This window comes from Planococcus sp. A6, from assembly GCF_028823615.1.
GTDB lineage: Bacteria > Bacillota > Bacilli > Bacillales_A > Planococcaceae > Planococcus.
Genome location: NZ_JAPEHT010000035.1, coordinates 13,858 through 28,167 on the forward strand (window position 1 = coordinate 13,858; position 14,310 = coordinate 28,167).

14 protein-coding genes are annotated in these 14,310 nt (G+C 48.3%); 1 reads left to right on the forward strand and 13 read right to left on the reverse strand.

Annotated elements, in window-relative coordinates:
- Positions 1 to 28 precede the first annotated feature (28 nt).
- Positions 29 to 796, reverse strand: coding sequence for a TatD family hydrolase (locus tag ON064_RS07230; RefSeq protein ID WP_274624240.1), 768 nt, complete (start codon positions 794 to 796; stop codon positions 29 to 31).
- Positions 797 to 989: 193 nt separating this feature from the next.
- Entirely contained in the window at positions 990 to 2,951 is a 1,962-nt protein-coding gene (gene metG / locus ON064_RS07235) for a methionine--tRNA ligase (protein WP_274624241.1), read from the reverse strand.
- Between the two features lie 309 nt (positions 2,952 to 3,260).
- On the opposite strand from metG, the gene ON064_RS07240 reads away from it, so the two are divergent.
- Complete coding sequence (locus tag ON064_RS07240) at positions 3,261 to 3,539, forward strand: transition state genes transcriptional regulator AbrB (protein WP_058382238.1); 279 nt, start codon at positions 3,261 to 3,263, stop codon at positions 3,537 to 3,539.
- 46 nt (positions 3,540 to 3,585) lie between these two features.
- On the opposite strand, the gene rsmI is transcribed toward ON064_RS07240, so the two are convergent.
- From rsmI to ON064_RS07295, 11 genes are all read right to left on the reverse strand, one after another.
- The gene (gene rsmI / locus ON064_RS07245; protein WP_274624242.1) at positions 3,586 to 4,458 is read right to left on the reverse strand and encodes a 16S rRNA (cytidine(1402)-2'-O)-methyltransferase; all 873 of its coding nucleotides are present in this window, start codon (positions 4,456 to 4,458) and stop codon (positions 3,586 to 3,588) included.
- Entirely contained in the window at positions 4,455 to 4,727 is a 273-nt protein-coding gene (locus ON064_RS07250; RefSeq protein WP_274624243.1) for a GIY-YIG nuclease family protein, read from the reverse strand. Before ON064_RS07250 ends, rsmI begins: the two co-directional genes overlap by 4 nt.
- The gene (locus ON064_RS07255) at positions 4,711 to 5,451 is read right to left on the reverse strand and encodes a tRNA1(Val) (adenine(37)-N6)-methyltransferase (RefSeq protein WP_274624244.1); all 741 of its coding nucleotides are present in this window, start codon (positions 5,449 to 5,451) and stop codon (positions 4,711 to 4,713) included. The genes ON064_RS07250 and ON064_RS07255 overlap by 17 nt, the downstream gene beginning before the upstream one ends.
- Before the next feature lie 115 nt (positions 5,452 to 5,566).
- The gene (gene yabA / locus ON064_RS07260) at positions 5,567 to 5,926 is read right to left on the reverse strand and encodes a DNA replication initiation control protein YabA (protein WP_058382242.1); all 360 of its coding nucleotides are present in this window, start codon (positions 5,924 to 5,926) and stop codon (positions 5,567 to 5,569) included.
- Between the two features lie 13 nt (positions 5,927 to 5,939).
- The gene (locus ON064_RS07265; protein ID WP_274624245.1) at positions 5,940 to 6,752 is read right to left on the reverse strand and encodes a PSP1 domain-containing protein; all 813 of its coding nucleotides are present in this window, start codon (positions 6,750 to 6,752) and stop codon (positions 5,940 to 5,942) included.
- 4 nt (positions 6,753 to 6,756) lie between these two features.
- Complete coding sequence (holB, locus tag ON064_RS07270) at positions 6,757 to 7,749, reverse strand: DNA polymerase III subunit delta' (RefSeq protein WP_121301352.1); 993 nt, start codon at positions 7,747 to 7,749, stop codon at positions 6,757 to 6,759.
- A gap of 84 nt (positions 7,750 to 7,833) precedes the next feature.
- Complete coding sequence (locus ON064_RS07275; protein ID WP_058382245.1) at positions 7,834 to 8,163, reverse strand: cyclic-di-AMP receptor; 330 nt, start codon at positions 8,161 to 8,163, stop codon at positions 7,834 to 7,836.
- Between the two features lie 173 nt (positions 8,164 to 8,336).
- Complete coding sequence (gene tmk, locus ON064_RS07280) at positions 8,337 to 8,969, reverse strand: dTMP kinase (protein WP_274624246.1); 633 nt, start codon at positions 8,967 to 8,969, stop codon at positions 8,337 to 8,339.
- An 84-nt stretch (positions 8,970 to 9,053) separates the two neighbouring features.
- The gene (locus ON064_RS07285; RefSeq protein ID WP_274624247.1) at positions 9,054 to 11,171 is read right to left on the reverse strand and encodes an RNA degradosome polyphosphate kinase; all 2,118 of its coding nucleotides are present in this window, start codon (positions 11,169 to 11,171) and stop codon (positions 9,054 to 9,056) included.
- Between the two features lie 25 nt (positions 11,172 to 11,196).
- Positions 11,197 to 12,723 carry an exopolyphosphatase gene (gene ppx / locus ON064_RS07290; RefSeq protein WP_274624248.1) on the reverse strand — a complete coding sequence of 509 codons (1,527 nt, stop codon included), beginning with the start codon at positions 12,721 to 12,723 and terminating at the stop codon, positions 11,197 to 11,199.
- Between the two features lie 62 nt (positions 12,724 to 12,785).
- Positions 12,786 to 14,204, reverse strand: a complete 1,419-nt coding sequence (locus tag ON064_RS07295; protein ID WP_274624249.1) for an aminotransferase class I/II-fold pyridoxal phosphate-dependent enzyme — start codon at positions 14,202 to 14,204, stop codon at positions 12,786 to 12,788.
- Between the last annotated feature and the right edge of the window lie 106 nt (positions 14,205 to 14,310).

The following is a 14,310-nucleotide window of genomic DNA, read 5'->3' on the forward strand; positions in this document are numbered from 1 at the left end:
CGCATATGTTTTCTTAATTAACCAGCATTTATGACAATTTGTAGAATCGTTTTGCATTTTCAGTTGTGGCTTCCGCTACCGTTTCGACCGGCAGTTCTTTCAAACGGGCGATCTCTTCCGCCACAAGTGGCACGTAGGAAGGTTCATTGCGCTTGCCGCGGTAAGGATGCGGTGCGAGATAAGGGGCGTCGGTTTCGATCATCAAATGTTCCAGGGGAATTTCAGCAGCCACTTCTTTTGGCTTTTTGGCGTTTTTGAATGTTACAGGTCCGCCGAGTGAGATCATGAAATTCATCTTAATGCTCTCTTGCGCCGTTTCAACGCTGCCGCCGAAGCAATGCATAACACCGCCGACTTCTTGTGCATCTTCCTCGCGCAAAATCGTCAGCACGTCTTCTGTCGCTTCCCGGTTATGGATGATGATTGGCAACTTGACGCGTTTCGCGAGTTGGATCTGCTTGCGGAATACTTGTTGTTGGATATCTCTCGGTGATTTATCCCAATGGTAATCGAGGCCGGTTTCGCCAATGCCGACCACTTTTTCGTGCGCAGCCAATTGTTCGATCCATTCGAGGTCTTCATCTGTGCAATCGATCGCATCGACAGGATGCCAGCCGACGACGGCATAGATAAAGTCATATTGCTCAGCCAATTCAATGGCGCGTTTGATCGTTTTCCGGTCAAAACCGATGACGACCATTTTCTCCACCTTGCTGTTTAGCGCGCGATCAATGACTTCCTGCAAATCTTCGTCGTATTGATCGGCGTTTAAATGGACATGGGTATCGATATACATCTTCATCAGTCTCCTTCACATAGGTTACATTGTACGGGTTGAGGCCATTTCTTTCTTCACAGCCATATTACATTTGGATTACAAAACATGATGTTTTGAAGTCATTTCGTCATTTTCAGCTGTTTTCATAGTCATTAAGTCCTTAAACGTAAAAAAACAGCCTACTCAACTGAGCAGGCTGTCACATGAATATTTACTTAACTTGTGTGCCGTTCGGTAACTTTTGGTCTACGGAAGCGATGGTCAAGTAGCCATTTTGCTGTCCGGCGAGAATCATGCCTTGCGATAATTCACCGCGCAGCTTGACTGGTTTCAAGTTGGCGACAATGATGACTTTTTGGCCGACAAGTTCAGCCGGCTTGTAATGCTCAGCGATGCCGGAGACGACTTGGCGTGTTTCATAGCCCATGTCCACTTGCAGCTTCAACAGCTTATCGGTCTTCTTCACCGGTTCGCATGCCGTAACCGTCGCTACGCGCAAATCCACTTTCATGAAATCCTCAATCGTAATCTCAGGGGTGTCCGGCTTTTCAGGAACGGTTTGGGCAGGCTCTTCTTTCGGAGCGGTTCCTCCGCGCATTTGATCGCGGATATACGCCACTTCCGGCTCCACTTCGAGACGCGGGAAAATCGGCGTGCCTTTTTTCACGACGGTCGTACCTGCAGGAATCGCGCCGAATGACTCTAATGTCTGCCATTCGAGGAATTCTGGAGTAAGGCCGAGCTGTTCGATGATCTGCTTTGGTGCATTTGGCAAGAACGGCTGCAGCATAACGGCTGTCATGCGCAAGCTTTCCGCGAGATGCGCCATGACCGACGCGAGCTGCGTGCGGTCGCCATCATCTTTCGCCAATACCCACGGCTGCGTTTCATCGATGTATTTATTGGTGCGGGAAATCAATGTCCACACTTCGCTTAGCACAAGGCTGAACTGCATCTTTTCCATATGTTCTTCGTAGATAGCGACGGTGTTTTTTGCAACCGTCTGCAAAGTCTCGTCGAAGTCGGTCTTGAAACCGTCGACTTGCGGCACTGTGCCGTCAAAATATTTATTGATCATTGAAACGGTGCGGTTCAGCAAGTTGCCGAGATCGTTCGCCAAGTCGTAATTGGTACGCTCGACAAAAGATTCTGGCGAGAACACGCCGTCGGATCCAAATGGCAGTTCGCGCAAGAGGAAATAACGCGCCGCATCCAGCCCATAACGCTCCACGAGCATTTCCGGATAGACAACATTGCCTTTGGATTTGGACATTTTGCCGTCTTTCATCATGATAAAGCCATGTGCGAAGACTTTCTTCGGCAATGGCAAGTCAAGCGCCATCAGGAAGATTGGCCAATAGATCGTATGGAAGCGCACGATGTCTTTTCCGACGACGTGGACGTCCGCCGGCCAGTATTTATTGAAATCGGCATCGTCATTCGAACCGTAGCCGAGTGACGTGATGTAATTCGACAACGCGTCGACCCATACATAGATGACATGCTTCGGATCTCCAGGAACCGGGATGCCCCAGTCGAATGAAGTCCGCGAAACCGACAAATCTTCAAGGCCCGGCTTAATGAAATTATTGACCATTTCATTTTTGCGCGATTCCGGTTCGATGAATTCGACATGCTTGTCGTAATAATCAAGCAAGCGGTCTGCGTACTTTTTCATATTGAAGAAATACGATTCTTCTTTCACTTTATGCACCGGGCGTCCGCAATCCGGGCAATTGCCATCTTCAAGCTGCGATTCAGTGAAGAAGGATTCGCAAGGCGTGCAATACCAGCCTTCGTATTCTCCTTTGTAGATGTCGCCATTGTCGAGGAAGGTTTGGAAGATTTTCTCCACCCCTTCCTTATGGCGGGCTTCTGTCGTACGGATAAAATCGTCATAGCTAATGTCCATGACTTCCCATACTTTTTTCGCCGCCTCAGCCATCTCATCGACAAAGACTTGTGGTTCTTTGCCGGCTTCGCGGGCTTTTTCTTCGATTTTCTGGCCGTGCTCGTCCATGCCCGTCAAAAAACGGACATCGAAGCCGCGCAGGCGTTTATAACGCGCCATAGCGTCGGATGCAACGGTCGTGTAAGCCGTCCCGATATGGAATTTTCCGCTCGGATAGTAAATGGGAGTCGTCAGGTAAAATGTCTTGTTCTTGGCAGTCACGAAAAATTCCTCCAGTTTTTTTGTATATCCTTTATTTTAACGAAGTCACGAATTTTGTACAATGTTTCCTCCTGCAAGGAAAAGCCGAATTCCAGAATTGGAGCTTCCTCCCAAAATAGGGTTACAGGAAAATAATTGGCAAAAAAATAACGAAATAATGGGTATTTGCCTCAATAACCCAAAATTTATTATGAAATCCATAGTTTTTTATTGACCTAATTGACATTACTTGGTATGATTTATGACAAGAAGTGGTAAATGTCGAATTTTGACGAATTCTGCCGCTAAAATTGAAAGGGGCTAATGATTATGAAATCGACTGGTATTGTACGTAAAGTGGATGAACTGGGCCGCGTAGTTATTCCGATTGAATTGCGCCGTACGCTAGGAATCGCAGAGAAAGACGCGTTGGAGATTTATGTCGACGACGACAAAATTATCTTGAAAAAATATATGCCAAATATGACATGTGCGGTAACTGGTGAAGTTTCCGATGAGAACATGCAATTGGTTGGCGGCAAATTGATCCTAAGCCCAGAAGGCGCGGAGCAGCTTGTCAAAGAAATCCAAAGCAATTTGAAGAAATAAAAAACCGGCGTGCCTATGCACACCGGCTTTTTTTTATGGGCTCGATTCAGTCTTTATGGAATGCTTCGTATACATCCCGCTTCGGCAGGCCGCGCGCTTTTGCTGCTTCCTTGATCGCTTCTTTTGAAGAAATTTGTTTTTGTTCCATCAACTGGGTGACATGCTGTTCGTATGTTAGTTCTTTCCACCACTCATCCACTTCGAGCGCGTCGGGCTCCGGATTGCCTTCAACCACCAAGCAGAATTCGCCGCGGATTTCATTCGACTCCGCCCAAGCGACGGCTTCTTCTAAGTTTCCGCGCAGAAATTCCTCAAATTTTTTGGTCACTTCCCTGGCCAATACAATCCGGCGCTCACCGCCAAATACCGCCATCAGGTTTTTCAAACTATCTTTCAAACGATGCGGCGCTTCGTAAAACAGCAGCGTTTCTTCTTTCTGGCTCAATTTTTCGAGTTCCGCCTGACGCGCTTTCTTATTGCGCGATAGGAACCCGTAAAACAGGAACGGCTGCGGAGTGATTCCAGAAGCGATCAATGCGCTGAGTGCTGCATTTGCACCCGGCACCGGGACGACCGGATAGCCTGCCTCGACCGCTTTTTTCACGATGTCTTCCCCTGGATCTGAAATGCACGGCATGCCGGCATCGCTGACCAGTGCCACCGACTTACCTTCCGCCAAATAGCGGAGAATTTTCTCTCCCCCGCTGTCCTGGTTGTGTTCATGATAGCTGACTAGCGGGGTATCGATGGAAAAATAATTGCAAAGCTTCTTGGTGTTGCGTGTATCTTCCGCCGCAATGACGTCCACTTCTTTTAACAGCCGCAGCGCACGCACCGTCATGTCTTCCAAATTTCCGATCGGTGTCGCCACTAAATAAAGCGTCGTTTGTTCGCCACTGAAACTTTTCTGTGATTTCATGTCCGTTCCGCCTTTCCGTCCTGAATATAGGCGATTTTTTCCGCCTTGCTCAATTGTTTGAAGGCGTATTCCGCTTTCATCGCTTCTGGCTTTGTTTCGTACATTTCGTGGTAAAGGAGCGTCAACGGGCCGCGGGAGCGCGTATATTTTGCGCCTTTCCCGCTTTCATGCTTGGCCAAGCGTTTCTTTAAATCATTTGTATATCCCGCATAATACGACCCATCTCCGCATTCAAGCACGTAGAAATAATGCTCATTGTTCACTTCCATACAGCAAACCTCGCACTTCTTCCGTGTATTCGCCGTCGTCTCCGTAAACGATCAAAGGCGGCAATACTTTCAAATCCGGTTTGCCATCCTTGATGCCTTCAATCAATAAAGTATTCGCTTCTTTGCCCGCTTTCGGGTAGACAAGCCGGATGCGTTTTGGCTCCAAGCGGTTGTTGCGCATCGCTGCCATGATATCGATCAATCTTCCCGCACGATGCACAAACGCCGCTTTGCCGCCTTGCTTCAATAACTGGCTCGCAGACCGTACCGCTTCGTCCAATGTCAGGTGCAGTTCGTGGCGCGCAATCGCCATGTGTTCGCTTAAGTTTTTATCGCTCATGTCATGCGCCGGGAAATACGGTGGATTGCAGGTGACCGTATCGAATTTCTCGTAGCCGAGCTGCGCAGGAATTTCTTTCACGTCGCCTTCGATAATGTCGATCTGTCCATCGAGGCCGTTGAATTCGATGCTGCGGCGCGCCATCCCAGCCAGGCGGGGCTGCAATTCGACGCCTGTGATGCTAGATTCGGTGCGGGCGCTCAAAAACAACGGAATCGCCCCATTGCCCGTGCATAAATCGACAATGCGGCCACGCTTTTTCGGCACATAGGCAAAACGCGCCAACAGCACCGCGTCCAAGGAAAAGGAAAATACCGACGGGCTCTGGATGATGCGCAAGTTTTCCGCCAGCAAATAATCCAGCCGTTCGTCATCTGTTAACATATCGTTCACTCCTGCCATAATAAAAGGCTGCCGCCACACGGAGTGTCGGAAGCCTGGTGGTTCTATTTCTATATTGTGCTTGCCTTGCCAAAACGGCCGTTTCGGCTTTTCTTTGTCAGTTCTGCTTATTCAGGAAAGATAAACAAAACAAGCAGTCGTCGCCTTTTCTGGAGCTGCCGAAATGGACATTGCAGACGTGGTAGCCTTCGTGGTAAAGGCGCGCCAAGTTATCGTAGCCTTCGCCGATATCCATGACGGCTTTTTTTAATTTGACCGGGTCGACTTTTTCCGGTTCCGGCACCTTTTCGTTCAGTTCATCGAGGCGGGCACGCAAATGGTGATTTTCCAGTTGCAGCGCATGGTGCTCTTCCATCGTCCTCGCTACTACTGTTTTCAAATCACGGAACTGCTCTTGCATCGATTCCAATTGCTGTTCAAAATCCATGACCGTATCCAAAAAGTTCTTTTCTTTCACTGATACCACCACCTCACGCTCTCGTCCCTTGGTTCATGATTTCATCCAATGTATATTCCAGCGTCTGATCTTGTTCAGCCAGGCGGATTTTCAATACTCTTTCAAGCAAGTTCAAGCTGACGACGCGGCCGTTGCCATCTGGCGTCTCGACGCGTGCGCCGATATCCGGCATTTCCTTTTTCGCCTGTTCGTATTCATCGTTCTCGTATTTCAGGCAGCACATCAAACGGCCGCACAGCCCTGAAATCTTCGACGGATTCAACGACAGGTTCTGGTCTTTCGCCATCTTGATCGACACTGGCTCAAAATCGCCAAGGAAAGTCGAACAACACAGCATGCGACCGCATGGCCCGATGCCGCCAAGCATCTTCGCCTCGTCACGCACGCCGATCTGGCGGAGTTCGATGCGCGTACGGAAAATCGACGCCAAGTCTTTCACCAAATTACGGAAATCGACACGGCCTTCTGCGGTGAAATAGAAAATGACCTTATTGCGATCGAATGTGTATTCCACATCGACTAACTTCATGTCCAAGCGGTGAGATTCGATTTTCTCCGTCCCGACTTCAAACGCGCGCTCTGCTTCTGAGCGGTTTTCATCCACTTGCAGGCGGTCGCGTTCAGTGGCGGCGCGAACCACTTGCTTTAGCGGCAGAACAACATCGTTCTCGCCCACTTCTTTCACGGGAACGACCACTTTGCCGTATTCGATGCCCCGTGCTGTTTCCACAATGACATAATCGTCTTTTTCGATCAGTGCTTCGCCTGGATCGAAATAATATATTTTACCCGCTTTCTTGAAGCGGACTCCTATTACTTTATACACTTTTTTACCCCTCCTGCAGATTTAGCATTAATTGCTCCATCAACAGTGTCCGGTTCATATTGCGCGGCAATTGCTGTTTGGCTTGTAGCACTGCCTGCAGCTGCTTGGACAATACATCGAACGAACGTTGAAGCGCCATCTGCTTCCAAGTTTCTTCCATGTCCGGATACGTGCGTGCAGTTTCAAGACCCGCTTTCACTGTCGCGATGTCCCGATATGCAAATAATAACATGTCGAGCCCTCTTTCGGCATCTTCTTTCTCCTTGAACAAGGGCAGCCAATCAGATTGGATCAAAAGTAATGCCTCGTGGACATTGCCCCCGACCGTCTCGACCAGCTTCAACACCAGTTTCCGTTCATCGGCAAACTGCTCTTCCTCGCTGAGTCGCTTCGCTTCCTGCTCGCTTTGTGTCAGCATACTCACCGTCGCCGCCATCGACCCCGTCATGCCATCCGCCATCAAGCGCTCCATCAGCTTCGGTCGTGACAGCGGCTGGAATGACAGCAGCTGGCAGCGTGAGCGGATCGTGCTCATGATGGCATTCAAGCGCTCCGTTAGCAACAACGCGGTTACATTCGCTTCCGGTTCTTCCAAAAACTTCAGCAAGGCGTTGGCAGAGGAATTATTCATCCGGTCCGCCTGCTCGATCACGTAGATCTTACGCCCACTGTTGAGCGCTGTCTTATTCATCGTATAAATCAAATCGCGGATCTGGTCGATTTTGATATTCTGGCCATCCGGTTCTATGAATAAAATATTCGGGTGATTGCCGCTTTCATACAATTTACAGCTGCGGCATGTTTCACATGGAACATTATCAATCGGTGTTTCACATAATAATAATTTGACAAAAAAATGCGTCAGTTCCTTTTTTCCGGAACCCGATGGCCCTTCGAGTAGATACGCATGGGCCAGACGGTCATTGGCATACGCCCCTTGCAGCCGTTTTAACACAACCGGCTGCATCTCGTGCAATTCTTCTATGGTCTTGTGCATGATTCCACCTTCAAACTTTGTAAAAAATCCCGTGTTCCAGATGGATCACGGGTAGTGCGGACGAAGAAACAGCCAAGCTGCTCCTTAAAATTGTTGGAACTGTTCGATTGGCAAGACAAAAATCGTTGCCCCGCCCACTTCCACTTCGACCGGATACGGTATATAGGAATCCGCATTTCCGCCCATCGGGGAAACCGGCGCCACCATCTGTTCACGCGCGCGGCAATTGTCGCGGATCAAATCCATCAATTTCGGGACACGGCTATCGTCGACCCCGATTAAAAAGGTGGTATTTCCTGAGCGCAAGAACCCTCCCGTACTGGCAAGCTTGGTAGCCCGGAAATCATTTTTCGTCAACGCATTGGATAAGCGGTTACTGTCTTGATCCTGTACCACTGCAACGACGAGTTTCATCAGCACTCACTCCTTTTTTGGTTGCTTCTCTATGTATTAGTATAACACGAACGGCGAACGTGCCGTCACATCTTTCCTTTAGGCAATGCGAAAAATTCATGACTTTATGCACAAAGCCGTTGATTCAGTCCATGAAAAAACAGCCCTTAACGAACAGGACTGCCGGCAATCCATTATTGTTTTTCAGCCAAGAAGCGCTGCAATGCTTCATACGCATCCGCCACCACTTCATCCAACTCATTTTCTGCATTGATAAGCTGCATGCGTTCCGGGTAGCGGCCGAGCAATAGCAAATAGCCTTCTCTTACTTTGTAATGAAACGCCAGTGACTCCTCGTCTAGGCGATTGAATTCACGTCCTTGATCGAGGTCGATGCGCGCAAGCCCCGTTTTCGGATTGACATCAAAATATAGCGTCAATTCAGGCATATGTCCTTCGATAGCGAATTCATTGATTGCCAGCACATTGTCCAGGCCAAGCCCGCGTGCGTGCCCCTGATAAGCGAGGCTGCTGTCGACAAAACGGTCGCAAAGAACGATTTTCCCTGCCTGAAGCGCCGGCAGCACACGTTCCACCAAATGCTGGCGCCGCGCCGCTGCATATAATAACGCTTCGGTACGGGCGTCCATCGCCGTATGCGTCCGGTCCAAGATGACTTCGCGAATTTTCTCTGCGATTTCAATGCCTCCCGGTTCACGCGTCGTCACCACTTCAAACCCATCAGCGACCAGTCGCTCTGCCAGCTTCGCCAAGGCCGTCGTTTTTCCCGACCCTTCGCCGCCTTCTAGCGTAATAAAATAACTCATATTTTCACCTGTTCCCTTGTCTTTTAACTAAAACCTTACCCACTATAACGCAAAAATGGGCTGTTCCACAACTTCCTTTAGACCTTATTCCTCGTCTTCCGCCACTTGGTATGCGCGCTCGAACAGTTCCATTTGGCTATCGATCACCGCTTGCCCTTCGATTCGCCGGACATAGCCATAATTGCCTTCCTCGTCCTGTTCACGGGCTTTGACATTATCCCTCAGCCCGAGCTCAAGAATATCCCACACCTGCCCTTTCACCTGCTTATCGAGAATCGGGAAAAGGATTTCAATGCGGTTGTTCAGGTTCCTCGTCATCATATCCGCAGAGGACAAAAAAGTTTTTTCTTTGCCGTTTTGATGGAAATAATACACACGGCTATGTTCGAGCAGGCGCCCGACAATGCTGCGCACGCGAATATTGTCGCTCACTCCCGGGATCCCTGGGCGCAAGCAGCAAATTCCCCGGACGATCAAATCGATTTTCACCCCGGCACGCGACGCTTCGTACAGCTTGATGATGATGCTCTTATCCGTCAACGAGTTCATTTTAGCCACAATATGGCCATTGCCGTACTTTTTCTCGTACCGAATTTCGGAATCGATCAAATGAAGAATATCTTTCCTGATCGAAAACGGCGCCACCGATAAATAATGGAATTCTGGCTTTTCCGTGTAGCCGCTCAAGTAATTGAAGAAATTTGTCGCATCGACACCGATTTCCTTTTTCGAGGTAAATAAGCTCATATCGGTATAGATTTTTGCCGTCTGGTCGTTGTAATTGCCGGTCCCAAGATGGACAAAACGCTCGATGCGCCCTTGTTTTTTCCGCACCACAAGAGTGATCTTGCTATGGGTCTTTAAATGGGTCATCCCGTAAATAACATGGCAGCCCGCTTTTTCAAGTTCTTTCGCCCAGTGCACGTTGTTTTCCTCATCAAAACGTGCCTTCAATTCGACAAGCACCGTTACTTGCTTGCCGTTTTCCGCTGCCCGCTTCAAGGCATTGATCACCGGGGAATCCCCGCTGACACGGTACAAGGTCTGTTTGATGGCGAGCACATCAGTGTCATCCGCCGCTTCCGAAATAAACTCGACGACCGGCTCGAACGATTCATACGGATGATGCAAAAAAACATCTTCATCGGCAACTTTCGCAAAAATCGCCTTGCCGTTCTCCATCCCCGCCGGCAATTGCGAAATCTTCCCCTCGTAGACCAAATGCTCCCATATTGGGGCCATCTTTTTGTAAAAACTGAAAAACACCGTCAAATCCAGAAATCCATCAATTTCATAGACGTCTTTCGGATGCACTTCCAACTCATCCATCAAATAGTCCAAAATAACGGGATCCAAGCCATCTTTTTGCACTTCGAGGCGAACGGCAGCGCCCCATTTGCGCTTCCTCAACTCTTCTTCGATTTCCTTGAGCAAGTCGCGCGCGCCTTCTTCGTGTATCGTCATATCCGCATTGCGGGTGATGCGGAACGCAGTCGTCGATTTGACTTCATAGCCATGAAACAGCTTGCCGATAAAGAAACCGATGACGTCTTCGAGCAGCAATAACTTCCGCAATCCGCCGTTTTCCGGCAATTGGACAAATCGCTCAAGCATCGCAGGCAATTGCACGATGGCTGTTCGCGTCCGCTGTTCAGAATCTGCTTCTTTGGCTGCGTCTTCCAACACTACTGCCAGATTGATGCTTTTATTCAATAACATAGGGAACGGACGATAGGCATCGATCGCCATCGGAGTCAACACCGGAAAAATATGCTCATCAAAATAAGTCTCCAAAGCCTCACGCTGTGAATCATTCAATTCCCTTACTTTCAGAAAATGAACATGTTCTCTCTGAAGCTTGGGGTACAATATTTTACGCAAGGTGTCATATTGCAAATTCACTAATTGATGGTTTTTCAAGGCAATTTCATGCAATTGCTGCTTTGGCGTCATCCCGGCCTTATTTTCTGGCTTATTAAAGCCCACCTTCACTTGGTCCTGTAGTCCCGCCACACGGACCATGAAAAACTCATCCAAATTGGAACTGAAAATCGCCAGGAACTTAAGCTTTTCGAGCAGCGGATTGCGCGGGTCAAGCGCTTCTTGCAACACCCGTTCATTGAACGCCAGCCAACTCAATTCGCGGTTATTGTAATAAGAAGGATTGTTCAACTGGATCATGTCTTCCTTTTTCTTTCCCACGGCAAAACTCCCCCTCAGGTTTCATTCATTCATGAAAGTGGACGGTGATCGTTTTCTTCAATAACTTCTCCAAATGCTTTTTCTGCTTTTCGACCTGGTATTGCTCCGGTTTCCAGTCTTCCCGGCATTGGATAGAGAAAATAAGCTCTTCTTTTTGGTCTTCTATTTGAATGTCTTTGACAATATCGCGTTTAGTCGCATTCAAGCTGTAGGCGAATTTAATGACTGCTCCCATGATATTGAATTTATCCAGCTCTTCTTCCGTAAACCAGTCTTTATAAAGCGCTGCGTTGCGTTTAAACAAGTTCTTATTTTTATAAGAAGCGAGCAAGGCGACAATGATGCGTTCTTTATGCAAGAGTCCATCAATAGTCCGGTTAGCCAGCAGGTAGAATGTATGCTGGTTGCTTGATTCGGAATCGATATACGAACCGAGATTGTACATAGAGCTACCGAGACGGACCCATCGATGATCGCTCTCGGACAATTCAAGAAATCCTTCATCTACTAACTCTCTGATGATCATCAAGGAGCTATTAGTCACATGGATCGCGTGCGTCAAATTGATGTCGTAGTCGATCGCCAAATCGTAGAAACTTTCCTCAATGACGTTCGGAAACACCGGCATCTCGAAATCTTTGGTCATTTCCTCATAAAACACGCCATCCCGAAGCCCTTTTCGGCTCAAGGCAAAAAGCTCAGAACCGATCAATTCCATCAGGCAATTGAACACTTCCACTGCCGGAAGTATGATATCTGCCCGGTCACTCGACAATCCTTCCACTCGCTGCAAATCGTCAAATTTTATCGATCCCAGCCATTTATTTATCTCTTCTACTTCTTTCCGCTTCATCGTGTACTGATGGACCCCGGAAAGTGGATAGTCGATTTTCTCTTGGTGAATCTGTGCCAAGTTCCGCGCACTGCCTCCAATCCCGATTAACGGCAATTTATTCCCTTCAATCCAGTCGAGTGTCAAAAACTGAGTTTCGAGAAACTCCCGCAATGCCTTTAGTTCACTATTTTTCGGGGTGTCTCCTTCGATAAACTGCTTCTTCAGCGATAAGGCACCAAACGGAAAACTATGGAAATGAATGAGTTCACGGCCTTCAAATAAAGTCAGTTCCGTACTGCCACCGCCGATATCGACCGTAATGCCGCTTTTGTATGACATCGAATTGACCACAGCCAAATAACCGTAATGCGCTTCTTCGTATTCCGATAGAATGCGCATCGTAAAATCCGTCTCCTCACCGACGCGCTGGATAATGGCTTCCTGGTTCTTGGCCTGCCGCACAGCAGCCGTCGCCACGCATTTAATCGCTTCGAGCTGATGGTGGCGTGTGACTTCCTGAAAGCTCTTCAAGGTATCAATCAATACTTGTATACCTTCTTCTGAGAGCGTATTATCATCCGTTAAATAATTGCGAAGACGGGCAACCGCTTTGACGTTCTCACTTTCTGAAAAACGCCCGCTCTTATCCCGCGTATAAATGACCAATCGGATGGTATTCGAGCCAATATCGATAATTGCGTACTTTTCTTGTTCCATACTATTACCCCCACATTCGCTTTCGCATATGCTATTGTATACCACCCAAGCGTTCGTTCTACTCACCACGGGATAACTGAAACCAGCTTTTCCGACAAGCGATGTTCCCCTTGGATCTCCGCACCAGCCCCTAGATAATCCGAAAGCTCCTCCACTTTTTCGACAGTCCACTTCTCCCCTGCCGTTACGAGCGGAATGCCGGGCGGATAAGGCGTCACCATCGCCGACGAGATCCGCCCGATCGCCCTTGTGTAAGGCACCCATTCCTGCACAGATAAATCCACTTCCTCGAACGACAGCTCAGGCACTGTCACCGGTTTGGGATAGCCAGGACGGAAATTTGGAGCAAGCTTCTCCAATAGCCGCATATTTTGCACAGCTTCTTTGATGCGGCTGCGTATTTCTGCATACGGATATGCATGCCAAGGTTTTGACAGCGGCAAGATCAAAAGCACCTGGAAAAGATCCGCCAATTCCACATAAACACCAGTCTGTTCCAATGCCTCTTTCAGCTGAAAGCCCCCTCTATTTTCGACCCGCAGCAATAACTTCAGCGGGTCATCCGTCTCCACTACTTCAAGAGAAGGAATCCGACTGATGCTGGAAATGAAATAAAGGCGTTTTTCGAGAAAATCGCGCTTATCGTGAACAGAGTAATTTTGGATATATGCCCTCGCGTCATCCAGAGACGCCATAATGGGATAGGAAGGACTGCTCGATTGAAAAATTCGCAAATACTTCCCGATCATTCTTTCCTCTACCAGCTCTCCTGCTATATGAAGATACGAGCCCATTGTCATAGCCGGTAAAGTTTTATGCGCAGACTGAACCACCACATCTGCTCCATATGCCAATGCACTCACAGGAAACGGCTCACCCGCTGCTAAGTGTGCCCCATGTGCTTCATCGACCAGGACTGGGATCCTACGTTCATGGCAAAATTCAATAATTGCTTCTAGCTCAGCAGAAGCTACACCGTAATAACTTGGATATGTCAAAACGACGGCTTTCGCTTCCGGATATTCATCTATGGCAGCCACTATTGAAGAAAGGGCGACAGCTGCAGCGCTTTTGGACGCCTCATCCCATTCAGGCGCTACGTAAACTGGTTTTACATGGGCCAGTTCAAGCGCATGGAAGATCGATTTATGCGAGTTACGCTGCACAATCACCAGGTCTCCTTCTCCGCAGACCGCATGGATCATCGCAAGATTTCCTGACGTTGACCCGTTCACTAGAAAATAGCTTTTTTTTGAACCGTATGCGTCTGACAGCAGGCCTTCTGCTTCCTTGATTGCCGCGTTAGGGGCATGTAAATCGTCAAGGCCCTCCAGCTCCGTCACATCATAGGCGAGTGCCGCTTTTAATTCTTTCGGCAAACCCGATAGCAAACCATTTTTATGGCCAGGGACATGAAACGAAATCGGCCGTCTTCTCTGAAATTCCAATAATGCATCCACCACTGGACGTCTTTGAGTCATAATCTTTACATCCTCACATTTTCATTCATAGTTTATTCCATTATACCGGACGCCACATCTTTTCGAAAAGCCAAGGTATATGTTTACAAAAACAATACAAAAAAGA

What these genes read in the sequence shown, in the direction of transcription:
- ON064_RS07295 (WP_274624249.1), bottom strand. Translation starts at nt 14,204, where the DNA reads ATGACTCAAAGACGTCCAGTGGTGGATGCATTATTGGAATTTCAGAGA.
- rsmI (WP_274624242.1), bottom strand. Translation starts at nt 4,458, where the DNA reads ATGAAATCACAGAAAAGTTTCAGTGGCGAACAAACGACGCTTTATTTA.
- ON064_RS07255 (WP_274624244.1), bottom strand. Translation starts at nt 5,451, where the DNA reads ATGTTAACAGATGACGAACGGCTGGATTATTTGCTGGCGGAAAACTTG.
- ON064_RS07250 (WP_274624243.1), bottom strand. Translation starts at nt 4,727, where the DNA reads ATGGAAGTGAACAATGAGCATTATTTCTACGTGCTTGAATGCGGAGAT.
- ON064_RS07230 (WP_274624240.1), bottom strand. Translation starts at nt 796, where the DNA reads ATGTATATCGATACCCATGTCCATTTAAACGCCGATCAATACGACGAA.
- ON064_RS07275 (WP_058382245.1), bottom strand. Translation starts at nt 8,163, where the DNA reads ATGAAACTCGTCGTTGCAGTGGTACAGGATCAAGACAGTAACCGCTTA.
- holB (WP_121301352.1), bottom strand. Translation starts at nt 7,749, where the DNA reads ATGCACAAGACCATAGAAGAATTGCACGAGATGCAGCCGGTTGTGTTA.
- ON064_RS07240 (WP_058382238.1), top strand. Translation starts at nt 3,261, where the DNA reads ATGAAATCGACTGGTATTGTACGTAAAGTGGATGAACTGGGCCGCGTA.
- ppx (WP_274624248.1), bottom strand. Translation starts at nt 12,723, where the DNA reads ATGGAACAAGAAAAGTACGCAATTATCGATATTGGCTCGAATACCATC.
- tmk (WP_274624246.1), bottom strand. Translation starts at nt 8,969, where the DNA reads ATGAGTTATTTTATTACGCTAGAAGGCGGCGAAGGGTCGGGAAAAACG.